Origin of the sequence: Achromobacter veterisilvae (genome assembly GCF_900496975.1) — a bacterium.
Lineage (GTDB): Bacteria > Pseudomonadota > Gammaproteobacteria > Burkholderiales > Burkholderiaceae_B > Achromobacter > Achromobacter veterisilvae.
In genome coordinates, this window is the sequence record NZ_UFQC01000024.1 from 60,712 (window position 1) to 75,949 (window position 15,238).

A 15,238-nucleotide genomic window follows, 5' to 3' on the forward strand; every position below is an offset into this window, starting at 1 on the left:
GGTTCCTTCTAGGCGGAGACGCCGGGCGCGGCGGCGTCCTCGGCCTGCGCCAGCGCCAGTTCCCGGGCGCGCGGCGTGTCGTTCGCGGCCCGGTGGTCGCGGGCGAATACGGTGTAGACGGTGGGCAGCACGAACAGCGTGAAGAGCGTGCCCACCAGCAGGCCCACCACGATCACCAAGCCCAGGCTGTAGCGGCTGTGCGCGCCCGCGCCGGTGGCGAACAGCAGCGGGATCAGCCCCATCACCATGGCGGCGGTCGTCATCAGGATCGGGCGCAGGCGGATCCGGGCGGCCTGTTCCATGGCGGCGCGCCGGTCCAGCCCGTGGCTGACCTGCATCTCGTTGGCGAATTCCACCATCAGGATGCCGTGCTTGCTGATCAGGCCGATCAGCGTCACCAGCCCGATCTGGGTATAGATGTTGACCGTGGCCATGCCCAGCGCCAGCGGGATCAGCGCGCCGCAGATGGACATGGGCACGCTCACCAGGATGATGAACGGATCCCGCAGGCTTTCGTACTGCGCGGCCAGCACCAGGTAGATCACGATGATGGCGAAGATGAAGGTGACCATCAGCGCCGTCCCCTCCTGGGTGAACTGGCGCGCGTCCGACTGCCAGTCGTAGCTGAAGCCCGCGGGCAGCGCCTGCGCCTGCCGGGCCAGGAACTGCACCGCGTCGCCCATGGTGACGCCCGGCATGGGAATCGCCTGGAAGGTGGCGGCGTTGAGCTGGTTGAACTGCGTGAGCTTGTTGGGTTCAACTCCCATGGACACCGTCACGATGTTCGACAGCGGCACCTGCGCGCCGCTGGCGCTCTTGACGTAATAGCGCGCCAGCGACTCGGGCGAAATGCGCTGCTCCCGCAGGCTCTGCGGAATGACGTCATAGGAACGCCCGTCCATGCCGAAGCGGTTGACGTAGTTTTCGCCCACCAGCACGGCCAGCGTGTCGCCGATCGCCTTCATGGTGACGCCCAGGCTGTTGGCCTTGGCCCGGTCCACCTTCAACTGCACGACCGGATTGTTGTAGTCCAGGTCGCTGTCGACCACCATGAACAGGCCGCTCTCGCGCGCCGCCTTCTTCAGCCCTTCCATGGCCTCGTAGACCACGGGATAGTCCGAGGCGCTCATGAGGACCATCTGCACCGGCAGGCCGCCGGTGGAGCCCGGCAGGGACGGCAACTGGAAGGCGAAGATGTTGCTGCCCTCGACCTGGTTGGCCATCGATTGCATGTCGGCCTGGATTTCGTCGGCCGAACGCTTGCGGTGTTCCCAGGACACGAAGTCCACGCCGCCGATGCTGTTGGACACTCCGTCGGAGCCGTTGATCAGCCAGCGCCCGTTCTGTTCGGGCAGCGTCTTCATCACGTCGTCCCACTTCTTGCCGAACTTCTCCACGTAGTCGATGTTGGCCTGCTGCGGAGACTTGATCGCGGTCAGCACGGTGGACTGGTCCTCCACCGGAGCCAGTTCGCGCTGGGCGGCGTTGTACAGGAACGGCAGGCTGGCCAGCACCGCCACCGCGACCAGGCCGGTTACCCAGCGGTGGCGCAGCGACACGTCCAGCAAGCGGCCGTAGGCGTCGCCCAGGCGCCCGAAGACATGCTCGGCCCGGCGCGCCATCCAGCCCTCGGAAACGCGGCTGTCCAGCAGGAACGAGCTCATCACGGGCGACAGGGTCAGCGCGATGACGCCGGAGACGACCACCGCGCCCGCCAGGGTGAAGGCGAATTCCTTGAACAGCGAGCCGGTCAGGCCGCCCATCAGACCGATGGGCGCATAGACCGCGGCCAGCGTGATCGTCATCGCGATCACCGGCCCGGCCACCTCGCGCGCGCCAATGAGGGCGGCGCGCACCGGCGACCTGCCCTCCTCGATGTGGCGGTGCACGTTTTCCACCACCACGATGGCGTCGTCCACCACCAGGCCGATCGCCAGCACCATGGCCAGCAGCGTCAGCAGGTTCACGCTGAAGCCGAACAGGGCCATGATCGCCGCCCCGCCCAGCATGGACAGGGGAATGGTCACCACCGGGATCAGCACGGCGCGCAGCGATCCCAGGCACAGGAAGATCACCGCCACCACGATGGCGATGGCCTCGATCAGCGTATGCGCCACGCCGTCGATGGACGCGCTGATGAAGCGGGCCAGTTCGAATGGCACCTGCACGCTGGTGCCCGGAGGCAGGTTCTGCTTGATGTTGGGCAGCAGCTCGTTCAGGCGCTTCACGATGACCAGCGGGTTGCCCACCGGCGTGGCGTTCAGGCCGAAATACACCGCCGGCTCGCCGTCCATCAGGCCGCTGGAATCCGTGGACGCCGCGCCCAGTTCCACCGTCGCCACGTCGCCCAGCCGCACGATGGCGTCGCCGTCACGCTTGACGACCATGTCGCGGAATTCCGCCACGTTGACCAGGTCCGTGTTGACCTGGATGTTGGACACGACGTACAGGCCCTTGGCCTGCCCCGGCGCGGCCTGCACGTTGTTCTCGCGCAGGGCGTCGGCCAGCTCGCCGGCGGAAATGCCGCGCGCGGCCATCCGGTTCGGATCCAGCCACACCCGCATGGCCAGCTTCTGCCCGCCGTACAGTTCCACGCTGGCCACGCCGTCGATGGACGAGAGCTGCGGCTGCACCACCCGCGACAGGTAATCGGTCAGCGCGGCCAGGGACAGGGTCGAACTGGAGAATCCCACATAGGCCACGGCGGTCGCCTCGCCGGCGGACTTCACCAGCACGGGATCGTAGACGTCCCGCGGCAGCCGGTACTTGACCTCATTGACCTTGGCCATCACCTCGGTCATGGCCTTGTTCGAGTCGGCGTTCAGCTTCATCCGCACCGTGATCACGCTGCGCCCCTGGGTGGACGACGAAGACAGGTAGTCGATGCCTTCCACGGTGGCCACCGACTGCGCGATGGGCTGGGTGACGAAGCCCTGCATCAGGTCGGGCGAAGCGCCCGGGTACTGCGTGGTGATCGTGATAGTGGTGCTTTCGGTCAGCGGGTACTGCCGCACCGGCAGGCCGCTCAGGGCCTTGAGGCCCAGCAGCAGGATCAGGGTGCTGACCACCAGGGCCAGCACCGGCCGGCGCACGAAAAGATCGGTGAATTTCATGTTCGCTCCCGCGCCCTCACCGGGCCTGCGCCACGGCTTGCGGCAAACCGCCCAGCGCCACCGTGTCCTCGGCGCCGACCTCCACCGCCGCGCCGTTGTGCAGGCGCAATTGGCCCGAGGTCACCACCCGGTCTCCGGCCTGCAGGCCTTCGGTCACGACGACGCGCCCGCGCACGCGCTCCGCGGTCTTCACATAGGCCTGCCGCACGGTCGGCCCGGCGGGCTCCTGCCCCGGCTTGGGCGGCGTCAGCACATAGACGGAATCGCCATAGGCGCTGTAGCTGACGGCGGTTTCCGGCACGGTGATCACGCCCGGCCGGGCGGGCAGGCCCACTTCGCCATGCGCGAACATCCCGGCCGCCAGGGCGCCGTCGGCGTTGGGCAGGGTCGCCTGCACGCGCACGGTGCGCGAGCCCGGATCCACCTGCGGCTCCACCGTCGTGACCTCGCCGCCGAAGACGCGCCCCGCATGGGCGTCCACCGTCACCGCCACGGGCTGGCCCACGCGCAGCGCGCCCAGGGCCTGTTCGGGCAGCGTGATGTTGGCGTACATGACGGAACCGTCGGTCAGGGACACCAGCGGATCGCCCGCCCGGGCGAATTGCCCCAGGTTCACCCGCCGCACGCCGAGCACGCCGTCGAACGGCGCCTTGACGCGCTTTTGCTCGATCAGCGCCTGCACGCGCTTGATATCGCCCGCGGCCTGGTCGTAGTCCGCCTGGGCCTGGTCCAGTTGTTCGCGCGTGGCCGCCTGCTGCGGCAGCAGGCGGCGGGTGCGTTCCAGCAGGGCGCGGGCATTGCGCGCCTGCGCCTGCAGCCGCGCCAGTTCGCCCTGTTCGGGCGCGTCGTTCAACTGCACCAGCAACTGGCCGGCCTTCACCCTTTCGCCCGGCGCGAACAGGATCTGCGCCACCCTGCCGTCCACCTCGGCCGCCACCTGCACCTGGCGCGTGGCCTCCAGCGAGCCGATGCCGCCCAGGGCCATGGGAAAGTCCGCCTGCTCGGCGGCCGCGACGGCGACCCTGGCCGGCGCCATGGTCCAGCCGCCGTTCTGCTTTGCGCCGCCGTACTTCCAGTACAGGCCGCCGCCCAGCGCCACCGCCAGTGCGACGGCCCCCGCCGTCCACGCTCCTGAATTCGACTTCATGATCCGCTCGCTATTTATCAAAGATTATTCTTGGAATAATCAATGATATCCGCGATTTCGTCAAAATGGCTTGCACAATCCCCGCGATGGCGCAGGGTTATTGGCGGAACCAGAAAGCAAAAAGCCGCCAGGAATCTGGCGGCGGGACGGGCGGAAAAGCTGGCGCGGACAGCGGCGGGTGGCCGGGTTCCGCGAGGATTACTATCACGCCCTGAGGCTGGCTGACATACGGAGACGTTCATGATCGATCGCCTGGACCACCTGGTCCTGACCTGCACCGACCCCGGCGCCACGGTGGATTTCTACACCCGCGTCCTGGGCATGCGCCTGGAAACCTTCGGCGAAGGCCGGCAGGCGCTGCGTTTCGGCAACCAGAAAATCAACCTGCACGTGCGCGGCCGCGAATTCGAGCCCAAGGCCCACCTGCCGGTGCCGGGCGCGCTGGACCTGTGCTTCATCGCCGACCGCCCCCTGGACGACGTGATCGCCCAGTTGCGCCAGGCGGGCGCCGCCATCATCGAAGGCCCCGTGCCGCGCACCGGCGCGACCGGCAGGATCCGCTCGGTGTACCTGCGCGACCCGGACCTGAACCTGATCGAGATATCGGAACTGCTGCCGTAGTTATTGCGGGCTGGCGTCGCCGAAGACCACGCGGCGGAAGAAGCCCGCCAGCACCGCCTCGGTCATTTCCGGGGTGACGGCCTGGGGATCGAAGGCATAGCTGAACTGCATGCCGTCCGACAGGGCCAGCAGGCCCAGCGCCAGTTGTTCCGCCGGCAACGGCAGCGGCGTGCCCACCCGCGCCGAAAACTGGCGGATGTATTCCGTGGTGGCCTCGCGCAGTTCGCGCAGACAGGTCGTGAAGCCCACCCGGAAATCCGGGTCGCGGGCGGCCTGCAGCTTGGCTTCCATCCACAGCAGGAAACAATCGTTCTCGCGGTAGTGCGTCGAGTAGTACTCCAGCACGCGGGCTTCCATCTGCGCCCGCGATTCGCCGTCCTCGAAGATGGCGCGCATGTCGGCCATCACGCTTTCGTGGTCGCGCTTGAGCAATTGCAGGAACAGTTCCGACTTGCTGGAAAAGTTGGAATAGAACGCCCCGCGCGTGTACCCCGCCTGCTCGGCGATGTCCTCGACGCTGGCGGCCACGAACCCTTTGGCAAGAAAAATCGATTGCGCGGCGTCGAACAGACGCTGCCGCGTCTGATCACGGCTTTGCTCTCGCGTAAGACGGACTTTTGACATGGCGCGAGTTTAGCATTCGGTCCTATTTCAGATTCAATATTGAATCCAAATACATACCTGTATTAGAATCCAGGCCGTATCGGGCCGGATCCGGCCCCCTTCCCGTCCTTTTCCGCGCCGCGAGGTGTTCCGTGAATTGCCCTGGCCCTTGCGCGCGCCCAGCCGCCCGCAACTCCGCTGCCGACGCGGCGCCCTCCTTTCCCGCCCGCGGCCGGCCCCGCATGCTGCCGCTGTCCGCCGCGGCGGCGCTGGCGCTGGCGTTGGCCGGCTGCGGCCGCCACGAAGCCCCCCCGCCCGCTCCGCGCCCCGTCGTCGCCATGCCCGCGCAGGCCGATGAACGCCTGCCGACCTGGACCTTGCCCGGCGAGGTCCAGGCGCGCTACAGCACGCCGCTGTCGTTCCGCGTGGGCGGCAAGATCATCGAACGCAGCGTCAGGCTGGGCGATACGGTCGAACCCGGGCAAGCCGTGGCCCGGCTGGACCCGGCCGATGCCAGCAAGAACGCGGCCAGCGCCCGCGCGCAGTTGTCGGCCGCCCAGCATCAGCTCGACTATGCGCGCCAGCAACTGGACCGCGACCGCGCCCAGGCCCGCGAAAACCTGATCGCCGCGACCCAGTTGGAACAGACCCGCAACGCCTACGCCGCGGCGCTGGCGCAGCGCGACCAGGCCGCGCAGCAGGCCGCGCTGTCGGCCGACCAGTTGAAGTACACGACGCTGCAGGCCGACCACGCGGGCGTCATCACCGCGGAGCAGGCCGACACCGGCCAGAACGTCGCGGCCGGCGAACCGGTGTACAGCCTGGCCTGGTCCGGCGACATCGACGCCATCTGCGACGTGCCGGAAAGCGTGCTGGCGGGCCTGTCCATCGGCCAGCGGGCCAGCGTCGCGCTCGGCCCCCTGCCCGGCCGGACGTACGCCGCCGTGCTGCGCGAGATCTCGCCGGCGGCGGACCCGCGCAGCCGCACCTATCGCGCCAAGCTCACCCTGGAAGCGCCCACGCCGGACGTGCGCCTGGGCATGACCGCCAACATCAGCTTCGACAACCGGTCCGGCGACGGGCCGGCCACCTACACCGTGCCCGCTACCGCGCTGTTCCATGACGGACCCGCGCCCGCGGTCTGGATCGTGAAGGCCGGCGACGACACCCTGGAACTGCGCCGCGTCGGCGTGCTGCGCTACGACGCGCGCACCGTCACCCTGACCCAGGGACTGCGGGCGGGCGAGCGCGTCGTATGGCAAGGCGTGCACACCGTGACGGCCGGCGAAAAAGTGCGCCCCATTCCGCCGCTGCATCCCGAGGACTACGCTTCATGAGCCGCGCCGACCTGGACGCGCCGGCCCGGCGCCACGAAGAAGGCCGCTTCAACCTGTCGGCGTGGGCGCTGCGCCACCAGCCGCTGGTCGTTTTCCTCATCGCGCTGGTGACGCTGTTCGGCGTGCTGTCGTATTCGAAACTGGCGCAGTCCGAAGACCCGCCCTTCACCTTCCGCGTCATGGTCATCAAGACGCTCTGGCCCGGCGCCACCGCGCAGCAGGTGCAGGAACAGGTCACCGACCGCATCGCCAAGAAGCTGCAAGAGGCCTCCAATACCGACTTCATGCGCAGCTACTCGCGGCCGGGCGAATCGCTGATCTTCTACACCATGAAGGACTCCGCGCCCGCCAGCACCGTGGCCGAGCAGTGGTACCAGGTCCGCAAGAAGGTCGGCGACATCGCCGCGACGCTGCCCCAGGGCGTGCAAGGCCCGTTCTTCAACGATGAATTCGGCGACGTCTATACCAACATCTACACGCTGCAGGGCGACGGCTTTTCGCCCGCCCAGTTGCGCGACTACGCGGACAAGCTGCGCACGGTGCTGCTGCGCGTGCCCGGCGTGGCCAAGGTGGACTACTTCGGCGAACAGCCCGAACACGTCTACGTCGAAATCGCCAACACGCAACTGAGCCGGCTGGGCGTGTCCCCGCAGCAGATCGCGCAGGCCATCAACAGCCAGAACGCCGTGGCGAGCGCCGGCACGCTGACCACCGCCGACGACCGCGTGTTCGTGCGGCCCACCGGCCAGTACGCGAACCCCCGGGAACTGGCGGACACGCTGATCCGGATCGACGGCAAGTCGGTGCGGCTGGGCGACATCGCCACGATCCGCCGCGGCTACGACGACCCGCCCGTGGAACAAATGCGGCTGGGCGGCCGCCTGGCGCTGGGCATCGGCATCACGATGCAGCCCGGGCAGGACGTGGTGCGTCTGGGCGAATCGCTGACCGCCAAGTTCGGCGAACTGCGGGCCCAGTTGCCCGCCGGCCTCGCGTTGAAGGAAGTGTCCAGCATGCCGCGGGCGGTGTCGCATTCGGTCGACGAATTCCTGCGCTCGGTGGCGGAAGCGGTCGCCATCGTGCTGATCGTGAGCCTGGTCTCGCTGGGGCTGCGCACCGGCATGGTGGTGGTCATTTCCATCCCGGTGGTGCTGGCGGTCACGGCGCTGTTCATGGATATGTTCGGCATCGGCCTGCACAAGGTATCGCTGGGCACGCTGGTGCTGGCCCTGGGCCTGCTGGTGGACGACGCGATCATCGCCGTCGAAATGATGGCCGTGAAGCTGGAGCAGGGCTGGAGCCGCGCGCGCGCGGCGGCGTTCGCCTATACCAGCACCGCCTTTCCCATGCTGACCGGCACCCTGGTCACGGTGGCGGGCTTTCTGCCGATCGCGCTGGCCAAGTCGAGCACGGGCGAATACACCCGCTCGATCTTCCAGGTGTCGGCCATCGCGCTGATCACCTCGTGGTTCGCCGCCGTGGTGCTGATTCCGCTGCTGGGCTACCGGATGCTGCCCGAGCGCAAGCGCGAGGCCCATCTGCCCGACGACCACGAACACGACATCTACAACACCCGCTTCTACCTGCGTCTGCGCGGCTGGGTGGCGTGGTGCGTGGACCGGCGCTACCTGGTGCTGGGCGGAACGGTGCTGGCGTTCGCGGTATCCATGGCCGGCTTCGGGCTCGTGCCCCAGCAGTTCTTTCCCAGTTCCGACCGCAGCGAACTGCTGGTGGACGTGCGCCTGCAGGAAGGCGCCTCGTTCGCGGCCACGCTGCGCCAGGTGGAGCGGCTGGAAAAGGCGCTGGAGGGACGCCCCGAGATCGAGCATTCGGTCAGCTTCGTCGGCACCGGCGCGCCGCGCTTCTACCTGCCGCTGGACCAGCAGCTCGCCACCCCCAACTTCGCCCAATTGGTGATCACCACCCATTCCGTGGAAGACCGGGAAAAACTGGCGCAATGGCTGCAGCCCATGCTGCGCGAGGCGTTCCCCGCCATCCGCACCCGCCTGTCGCGCCTGGAGAACGGGCCGCCCGTGGGCTTCCAGGTGCAGTTCCGCGTCAGCGGCGACCAGATCTCCGAAGTGCGCGCGGTGGCCGAGCAGGTGGCCGCCGAAGTCCGCGCCGACAAGCGGTCGACGAACGTGCAGTTCGACTGGGACGAGCCCTCCGAGCGTTCGGTGCGCTTCGAGATCGACCAGCAGAAGGCGCGCGAGTTGGGCATCGGTTCCAGCGACATTTCCGATTTCCTCGCCATGACGCTGTCGGGCTACGCGGTGACGCAGTACCGCGAGCGCGACAAGCTGATCAACGTCAGCCTGCGCGCGCCGCCAGCCGAACGGATCGACCCCGCGCGCCTGGCCACCCTGGCCATGCCCACCCCCAACGGCGCGGTGCCGCTGGGCAGCCTGGGCCACGTCCGCTACGGCCTGGAATATGGCGTCGTCTGGGAACGCGACCGCCAGCCTACCATCACGGTGCAGGCCGACGTGACCGGCGGCGCCCAGGGCATCGACGTCACCCGCGCCATCGACGCGAAGCTCGACACCCTGCGCGCCGGCCTGCCCGTCGGCTACCGCGTCGAAGTGGGCGGCCCCGTCGAGGAAAGCGGCAAGGGCCAGTCGTCCATCAATGCCCAGATGCCGCTGATGGCGATTGCCGTGCTGACGCTGCTGATGGTGCAGCTCCAGAGTTTCGCCCGGGTGCTGATGGTGGTGCTGACCGCCCCGCTCGGCCTCATCGGCGTGGTCGCCGCGCTGCTGATGTTCGGCAAGCCTTTCGGCTTCGTGGCCATGCTGGGCGTGATCGCGATGTTCGGCATCATCATGCGCAACTCCGTCATCCTGGTGGACCAGATCGAACAGGACATCGCCGCCGGCCACAAGCGCGTGGACGCGATCGTGGGCGCCACCGTGCGGCGCTTCCGGCCCATCACGCTGACCGCCGCGGCCGCCGTGCTGGCCCTGATCCCGCTGTTGCGCAGCAACTTCTTCGGCCCCATGGCCACCGCCCTGATGGGCGGCATCACCAGCGCCACGGTGCTGACGCTGTTCTTCCTGCCGGCGCTGTACGCCGCCTGGTTCCGCGTCCGCCACGACGAGCGCGACGAACCCGAAGGCGTGCCGCCGGGCGCGAACGCCGGCGACACCGTGGAGCGGGGAACATGAGCCCGCCGGGCCGCCCCAAGGGCGAATACCGGAGTGCGCAGCGTGGAGGTAATCCAATGAGCATGACCCGATTCCCGATCCGCCTCGCCGCCCTGCCCCTGGTGCTGGCCCTGGGCGCCTGCGCCTTCGCGCCCAGCGGCAAGCCGCCCGCCGTGGCGCAGCCCGCGCAGTACGGCGTGGAGCCGGCGCCCGCCACGGGCGCCTTGGCCCAGGGCGTGGCGCAGCGCTTCGAACCGGGCGCCCGGCCGGTGCCCGAATGGTGGAAGCGCTACCGTTCCGACGCGCTGGACGCCCTGGTGGAAGAGGGCCTGGCCAACAGCCCCGACCTGGCCGCCGCCGAACGCAATCTTGCCGGCGCGCGCGAACAACTGCGCGGGCAGGTGAATTCGTCCCTGCTGCCCTCGGTGGACGCGGGCGCGGACGCCTCGCGCAGGCGCGCGCTCACGATGCCGAACCTGCCCGAACCCACGGCCCGCTACAACGTCTTCACCGGCCAGATCCAGGCCAGGTACGACCTGGACCTGTTCGGCGCGGCGCGCTTCGCCAACCTGTCGCTGGCGGCGCAGGTGGCGCAGCAGGCCTTCCAGCTCGAATCCGCCCGCCGCTCCCTGGCCGGCAACATCGTCACCGGCGCCATCGCCTCCGCGGCACTGGCCGAACGCGTGGCCCTGACGGAAAAACAGGCGGTGCTGGCGCGGCAGGTGGCGCGCGATACGCAGCGCCGCTACGAACTGGGCGCCGCGTCGCAGAACGACGCCCTGGACGCCGACCAGGACGCCGCCACGCTGGAGGCGTCGCTGCCCGGACTGCGCGCGCGCTGGCATGCCACGCGGCACGCGCTGGCCGTGCTGCTGGGCCGCAACCCCGACCAGGCTCCGCCCGACCTGGCCTTCGGCGCGCTGGCGGTGCCGGAACAGGTGCCGGTGGCGGTGCCGTCCGAACTGCTGGCCTCGCGCCCCGACATCCTGCTGGCCGACGCCGTGGTGCAGGCCGCGGCCGCCGACGTGGGCACGGCCACGGCGCAATTGTTCCCCAGCCTGTCGCTATCGGCATCCATGGGCCAGGCCGGCTTCAACTGGGCCACGGCCATGTCGGGCGCCGGCTCCATCTGGGCCATCGGCGCGTCGCTGACGCAGCCCATCTTCCATGGCGGCGCGCTGCTGGCCGAACGCAACGCGGCCAAGGAACGCTACGAGGCGTCCCTGCTGCAATACAAACAAACGGTGCTGACGGCGTTCCGCGACGTGGCCGACACGCTGTCCCGCCTGGACGCGGGCGGGCAGGCGCTGGCCTCGGCCGAAGCGTCGCGGCGGGCCGCGGAGCAGTCCTACCGCAATACGGCCAGCCGCGTCCGGCTGGGCGCGCTGCCCCCCTATACCGAGTACGCGGCCGAACAGCACTACGTCGCCGCCCGGCTGCGCGAAATCGACTATGCCGATGCGCGCCTGATCGAAACGGCGGCGCTGTTCCAGGCGATGGGGTCTCCGGTGCGCGCGCCACAGGAAGCCGCGCAGCGATAGCCGCGGCGCACCGGCGCGTCACGCCGCGGGGGCTTGTTCCTTCATGCGCGTGGCCAGCGCCAGCGATTCGATGCGGCGGGCGGCCGATTGCAGCAGCGCCGCCGTCCTGTCCTGCGCAATCGTGTTCAGGCGCGTCGCCAAGAAGGTGACCGTCAGCGCGCCGAAGATGCGGCGGTCTTCCTGGAATACGGGCACCGCGATGCCCGCGCGCTCCGGTGAAATCTCGCCCACGCCCAGGTAAAAGCCCTGCACGCGGATCTTGTCCAGGTTGCCGGTGAATTCGGCGAGCGTCCCGCCCAGCCCCAGTTCCCGGATCTCGTCCGGGTGCGCGTCGTACAGCCGGCGCTGGTCCTTGCGCGGCAGGAACGCCACGATGGTCTTGGCCGTGGCGCCGCGAAACAGCGGATGCGCGCGGCCGCGCCCGTGGGGAATGCCCAGTTCGTCCGGGCCGCGCTCGTGGTGGATGTTCAGGATCCGCAGGCCGTGGATCACGCTGAGCAGCACGTCGCCGCCCACCTGGTCCACCACTTCCCGCATGATCGGCCGCGCCACGCCCAGCACCGGATCGCCGTCGATGATGAGGTGGTCCAGTTCGATGATGCGCGGCCCCAGCTTGTAGCCCCCTCCCGTCATGCGCAGCAGATAGCCCAAGTCCGACAGGTCCCGGATGTACCGGTAGCCGGTGGGCGCCGAATACGACAGGCGGGAAATGATCTCTTCCGCCGTCAGCACCGGGGTTTCGAGGCTGAAGAGGTCAAGGATCGCTAGGGCTCGCTTCAGGGTGGACATGGGATCGGGGCAGGAACAACGCGGGGTCGGGCGCAGCGTATCACAGGCGCCGGAGCCCGGAACCGGCTTGATCGAGTCTGCCTATCGGGTCTTCCCATCGCCCATGCTTCAATCTATCGAATATCGAATTTTTATCGAATAAAGATAAATTTAACTTTTAAAGACTAAATTTTTATCGAATAATGATATTTACACAACCAACGAACGCACACCCCTGATCCCGAGGACGCGGGTGTGCGGACCACGACAAGGGGAACACCTATGAAGCAATCCTGCGGCACCAAAGGCGGGATCAGCCGCCGGCATTTCCTGGGCGCCTCGGCGGCCGCCGTGGCCAGCGCGGCGCTGGCCCGGCCCGGCAGCGCCTGGGCGGCCGGCTATCCGTCCGAACGCCCGATCCAGTTCATCGTGCCCTTCCCGGCGGGCGGCGGCACCGACCTGGTGGCCCGCCCGCTGGCCCAGGGCATCGGCGAGGCGCTCAAGCAAAGCGTCGTCGTCATCAACAAGGGCGGCGCGGCCGGCATCATCGGCACCCAGCAAGCGGCGCGGTCGGTTCCCGACGGCTACACCATCGCGCTGGGATCCACCGGCACGCACACGGTGAACCAGAGCCTGTACGAGAACATCGCCTACGACCCGATCAAGGACTTCGAACCGGTATCGATGGTCTGCTACTACAACAACGTGCTGGTCGTGCACCCCTCGTTCCCGGCGCGCAACCTCCAGGAACTGGTCGCGATCATCAAGGCCAACCCGGGCAAGTACTTCTACGGCATCACGCAAAACGGCAGTTCGGCGCACCTGGCCATGGAACTGCTCAAGGCCACGGCGGGCCTGGACCTGCCCGGCGTGCCGTACAAGGGCGCCGCCGCGGCCGTCAACGACTTCCTGGGCGGGCAGTTCCCGATCCTGATGGACGTGGTGATCAACCAGCAGCAGTTCATCCAGGGCGGCAAATCGCGCCCGCTGGCGGTGACCTCGGCGCAGCGCGCCCAGGCGCTGCCCGAGGTGCCGACCGTGGCGGAATCCGGCTTTCCCGGCTACCAGGCCATCGGCTGGAACGGCGTGTTCGCGCCCGCGGGCACGCCGGCGGCCATCGTCCAGGCGCTCAACGCCGCCGTGCAAAGCGCGCTCAAGCAGCCCGCCCTGGCGCAACTGACGCAGAACGGGCTGGAATTGCACGGCGGCACGCCCGAGGAACTGGGCCGCTTCGTCGCCACCGAAAGCGAAAAATGGCGCGCCCTGATCAAGAACGCCAACATCAAGGCCAGCTAATGCAGCGGATTCCCTATGGCGTCCCGCCGGACGCCTGCCCCAACCCCTGGCTGCCGCTGGACCGTGAACTGCGCGCCCAGGGCCTGCGCGCCGCGGACGCGGCGCCGGTGCGGGCGGTGCTCTGCGTCACCGTCCACGTCGACGGCCCGGCGGTCGAAGTCGGCCGCAAGCAGTTTCCCGCCGGCCCCTATACCGCGGGCCGCTACGCCATCCGGCGAGGCGTGCCCCGGCACCTCGACATCCTGGCGCGCCACGGCATGCCCGCCACGTTCTTCGCCTGCGGCTACGACGTCGAGCACTACCCCGACCTGTTCCGCGGCATCCTTGCGGCGGGGCACGAAATCGCCGCGCACGGATACCTGCACGAAGCCTGGGACCTGGGCGAGGACGAACCCGCGCTGCTGGAGAAAACCCACCGCATCATCCAGCGGGAACTGGGCGTGACGCCCGTGGGCTGGTGCTCGCCGTCCGGCCGCAAAAGCCACCGCACCCTGCCCACGCTGCGAAAGCTGGGCTACCGCTACGACGCCAGCGAGAAAGACCAGGACCGCCCCTATCTGCCGGACGGCGCGGACAGCGCGGCGGACTTCGTCATGCTGCCCAACAACACCGTCTCGCTGGATGACTATCCGTTCTATTTCACGGGCCACAGCCTCGCGGCCGAGGCCTATGACAACTGGGTGCAGGAATTCGAGGCCCTGCGCCGGGCCGAAGGCTACGTGCACCTGACCGTGCATCCCAAGGCCGCCGGCGGATCCGGCACGCCCGCCCGCGCCGCCGCGCTGGACCGTTTCCTGGCCTACGTCGCCGCCCAGCCCGACGTGCACGTCATGACGCTGGAAGCGCTGGCCCGCCACTGTCTTGCCCGCCCCGACGCCTGGAGAAGCGCATGAGCGCCGACAAAACCGTACTGGTCACCCTGAACGTGCAGGGCATCGGTCCCGAAGCCGCCACCCAGCCCGAATCCTCGCTGCATGGCCGCGACGCGCATGGCCGCTATACCTACGGCGGCGGACTGGCGCGCGTGCTGGACATGCTGCGCCGGCAGGGCATCCGCGCCACCCTGTTCTGGCCCGCGTTCGAGGCCGAGCGCTGCCGCGGCCTGCTGGAACAAAGCCTGCGCGACGGACACGAAGCGGCCTCCCAGGGCAATGCCTTCGAGGACCTGGCCGCGCTGGGCGACCGGGAAGGAGAAATCCTGGAACGGGCCCGCGACCGCCTGACGGGGCTGACGGGCCGCGCGCCGCAGGGGTTCCGCTATACGGGCAGCGCCTTCACGCCCCGCACCGTGCCGCTGCTGCACCGGCTGGGCTATCGCTACGACAGCAGCGCCATCGACGACGACGCCCCTTACGAACTCGGCGCCGACGGCGGGCCGGGCATGGTGGAACTGCCCTGGAGCGAAGGCCTGTGCGACGCCACCCACTTCAGCCGCCGCGTCACCCAGGACCGCGCCTACGCGCACTGGGTCGAGCAAGGCGATGCCCTGCTGGCGGCGGACGGCTACGCCTGCCTGACGCTGCACCCGCGCGCGGACAACGGCGTCGGCCGCGCGGCGCGGCTGCAAAAAGTCGAACAGTTGCTGGAACGCTTCCGCGCGGCGGGTGCCGCCTTCATGACCTGCGCCGACCTGGCGGCCCGGCGCGCCGCGGCCGGCTGATCCCACTGG

The 15,238-nt window shown here is 68.9% G+C and carries 11 protein-coding genes; 7 read left to right on the plus strand and 4 right to left on the minus strand.

All coding sequences use genetic code 11. The features are described 5' to 3' along the window. Positions 1 to 8 precede the first annotated feature (8 nt). Both AVE30378_RS20915 and AVE30378_RS20920 read right to left on the minus strand, forming a co-directional pair. The gene (locus AVE30378_RS20915; RefSeq protein ID WP_129242917.1) at positions 9 to 3,113 is read right to left on the minus strand and encodes a MexW/MexI family multidrug efflux RND transporter permease subunit; all 3,105 of its coding nucleotides are present in this window, start codon (positions 3,111 to 3,113) and stop codon (positions 9 to 11) included. A gap of 16 nt (positions 3,114 to 3,129) precedes the next feature. Beyond that, positions 3,130 to 4,260: an efflux RND transporter periplasmic adaptor subunit gene (locus AVE30378_RS20920; RefSeq protein ID WP_129242919.1), complete on the minus strand. Its 1,131-nt coding sequence runs from the start codon at positions 4,258 to 4,260 to the stop codon at positions 3,130 to 3,132. 240 nt (positions 4,261 to 4,500) lie between these two features. Here AVE30378_RS20920 and AVE30378_RS20925 point away from each other — a divergent pair, with 240 nt between their 5' ends. Continuing rightward, positions 4,501 to 4,881, plus strand: a complete 381-nt coding sequence (locus AVE30378_RS20925; protein WP_129242921.1) for a VOC family protein — start codon at positions 4,501 to 4,503, stop codon at positions 4,879 to 4,881. Here AVE30378_RS20925 and AVE30378_RS20930 read toward each other — a convergent pair whose 3' ends face one another. Next, positions 4,882 to 5,505: a TetR/AcrR family transcriptional regulator gene (locus AVE30378_RS20930; protein WP_129242923.1), complete on the minus strand. Its 624-nt coding sequence runs from the start codon at positions 5,503 to 5,505 to the stop codon at positions 4,882 to 4,884. It abuts the gene before it with no gap. 221 nt (positions 5,506 to 5,726) lie between these two features. On the opposite strand from AVE30378_RS20930, the gene AVE30378_RS20935 reads away from it, so the two are divergent. The 3 genes from AVE30378_RS20935 (at position 5,727) to AVE30378_RS20945 (ending at position 11,505) form a co-directional block, all read left to right on the plus strand. Next, positions 5,727 to 6,821, plus strand: coding sequence for an efflux RND transporter periplasmic adaptor subunit (locus AVE30378_RS20935; protein WP_129242926.1), 1,095 nt, complete (start codon positions 5,727 to 5,729; stop codon positions 6,819 to 6,821). After that, positions 6,818 to 9,985 (plus strand): efflux RND transporter permease subunit, encoded by a 3,168-nt coding sequence (locus tag AVE30378_RS20940; protein WP_129242928.1) that lies wholly within the window; start codon positions 6,818 to 6,820, stop codon positions 9,983 to 9,985. Before AVE30378_RS20935 ends, AVE30378_RS20940 begins: the two co-directional genes overlap by 4 nt. Positions 9,986 to 10,047: 62 nt before the next feature. Further along, a complete protein-coding gene (locus AVE30378_RS20945; RefSeq protein ID WP_425265788.1) occupies positions 10,048 to 11,505 on the plus strand; it encodes an efflux transporter outer membrane subunit in 1,458 nt (485 codons plus the stop codon). 18 nt (positions 11,506 to 11,523) lie between these two features. On the opposite strand, the gene AVE30378_RS20950 is transcribed toward AVE30378_RS20945, so the two are convergent. Continuing rightward, positions 11,524 to 12,294: an IclR family transcriptional regulator gene (locus tag AVE30378_RS20950; protein WP_129242931.1), complete on the minus strand. Its 771-nt coding sequence runs from the start codon at positions 12,292 to 12,294 to the stop codon at positions 11,524 to 11,526. Positions 12,295 to 12,555: 261 nt separating this feature from the next. On the opposite strand from AVE30378_RS20950, the gene AVE30378_RS20955 reads away from it, so the two are divergent. From AVE30378_RS20955 to AVE30378_RS20965, 3 genes are read left to right on the plus strand one after another with little or no spacing between them, the layout of a single operon-like run. Continuing rightward, complete coding sequence (locus tag AVE30378_RS20955) at positions 12,556 to 13,569, plus strand: Bug family tripartite tricarboxylate transporter substrate binding protein (RefSeq protein ID WP_129242932.1); 1,014 nt, start codon at positions 12,556 to 12,558, stop codon at positions 13,567 to 13,569. Next, positions 13,569 to 14,462, plus strand: a complete 894-nt coding sequence (locus tag AVE30378_RS20960; protein ID WP_129242934.1) for a polysaccharide deacetylase family protein — start codon at positions 13,569 to 13,571, stop codon at positions 14,460 to 14,462. The genes AVE30378_RS20955 and AVE30378_RS20960 overlap by 1 nt, the downstream gene beginning before the upstream one ends. Then, positions 14,459 to 15,229, plus strand: coding sequence for a polysaccharide deacetylase family protein (locus tag AVE30378_RS20965; protein WP_129242936.1), 771 nt, complete (start codon positions 14,459 to 14,461; stop codon positions 15,227 to 15,229). The genes AVE30378_RS20960 and AVE30378_RS20965 overlap by 4 nt, the downstream gene beginning before the upstream one ends. Positions 15,230 to 15,238 lie beyond the last annotated feature (9 nt).

Excerpts from the sequence above, each read along its gene's own strand:
- AVE30378_RS20940 (WP_129242928.1), top strand. The coding sequence starts at position 6,818 with ATGAGCCGCGCCGACCTGGACGCGCCGGCCCGGCGCCACGAAGAAGGC.
- AVE30378_RS20965 (WP_129242936.1), top strand. The coding sequence starts at position 14,459 with ATGAGCGCCGACAAAACCGTACTGGTCACCCTGAACGTGCAGGGCATC.
- AVE30378_RS20945 (WP_425265788.1), top strand. The coding sequence starts at position 10,048 with ATGACCCGATTCCCGATCCGCCTCGCCGCCCTGCCCCTGGTGCTGGCC.
- AVE30378_RS20930 (WP_129242923.1), bottom strand. The coding sequence starts at position 5,505 with ATGTCAAAAGTCCGTCTTACGCGAGAGCAAAGCCGTGATCAGACGCGG.
- AVE30378_RS20920 (WP_129242919.1), bottom strand. The coding sequence starts at position 4,260 with ATGAAGTCGAATTCAGGAGCGTGGACGGCGGGGGCCGTCGCACTGGCG.
- AVE30378_RS20935 (WP_129242926.1), top strand. The coding sequence starts at position 5,727 with ATGCTGCCGCTGTCCGCCGCGGCGGCGCTGGCGCTGGCGTTGGCCGGC.
- AVE30378_RS20925 (WP_129242921.1), top strand. The coding sequence starts at position 4,501 with ATGATCGATCGCCTGGACCACCTGGTCCTGACCTGCACCGACCCCGGC.
- AVE30378_RS20960 (WP_129242934.1), top strand. The coding sequence starts at position 13,569 with ATGCAGCGGATTCCCTATGGCGTCCCGCCGGACGCCTGCCCCAACCCC.
- AVE30378_RS20955 (WP_129242932.1), top strand. The coding sequence starts at position 12,556 with ATGAAGCAATCCTGCGGCACCAAAGGCGGGATCAGCCGCCGGCATTTC.
- AVE30378_RS20950 (WP_129242931.1), bottom strand. The coding sequence starts at position 12,294 with ATGTCCACCCTGAAGCGAGCCCTAGCGATCCTTGACCTCTTCAGCCTC.
- AVE30378_RS20915 (WP_129242917.1), bottom strand. The coding sequence starts at position 3,113 with ATGAAATTCACCGATCTTTTCGTGCGCCGGCCGGTGCTGGCCCTGGTG.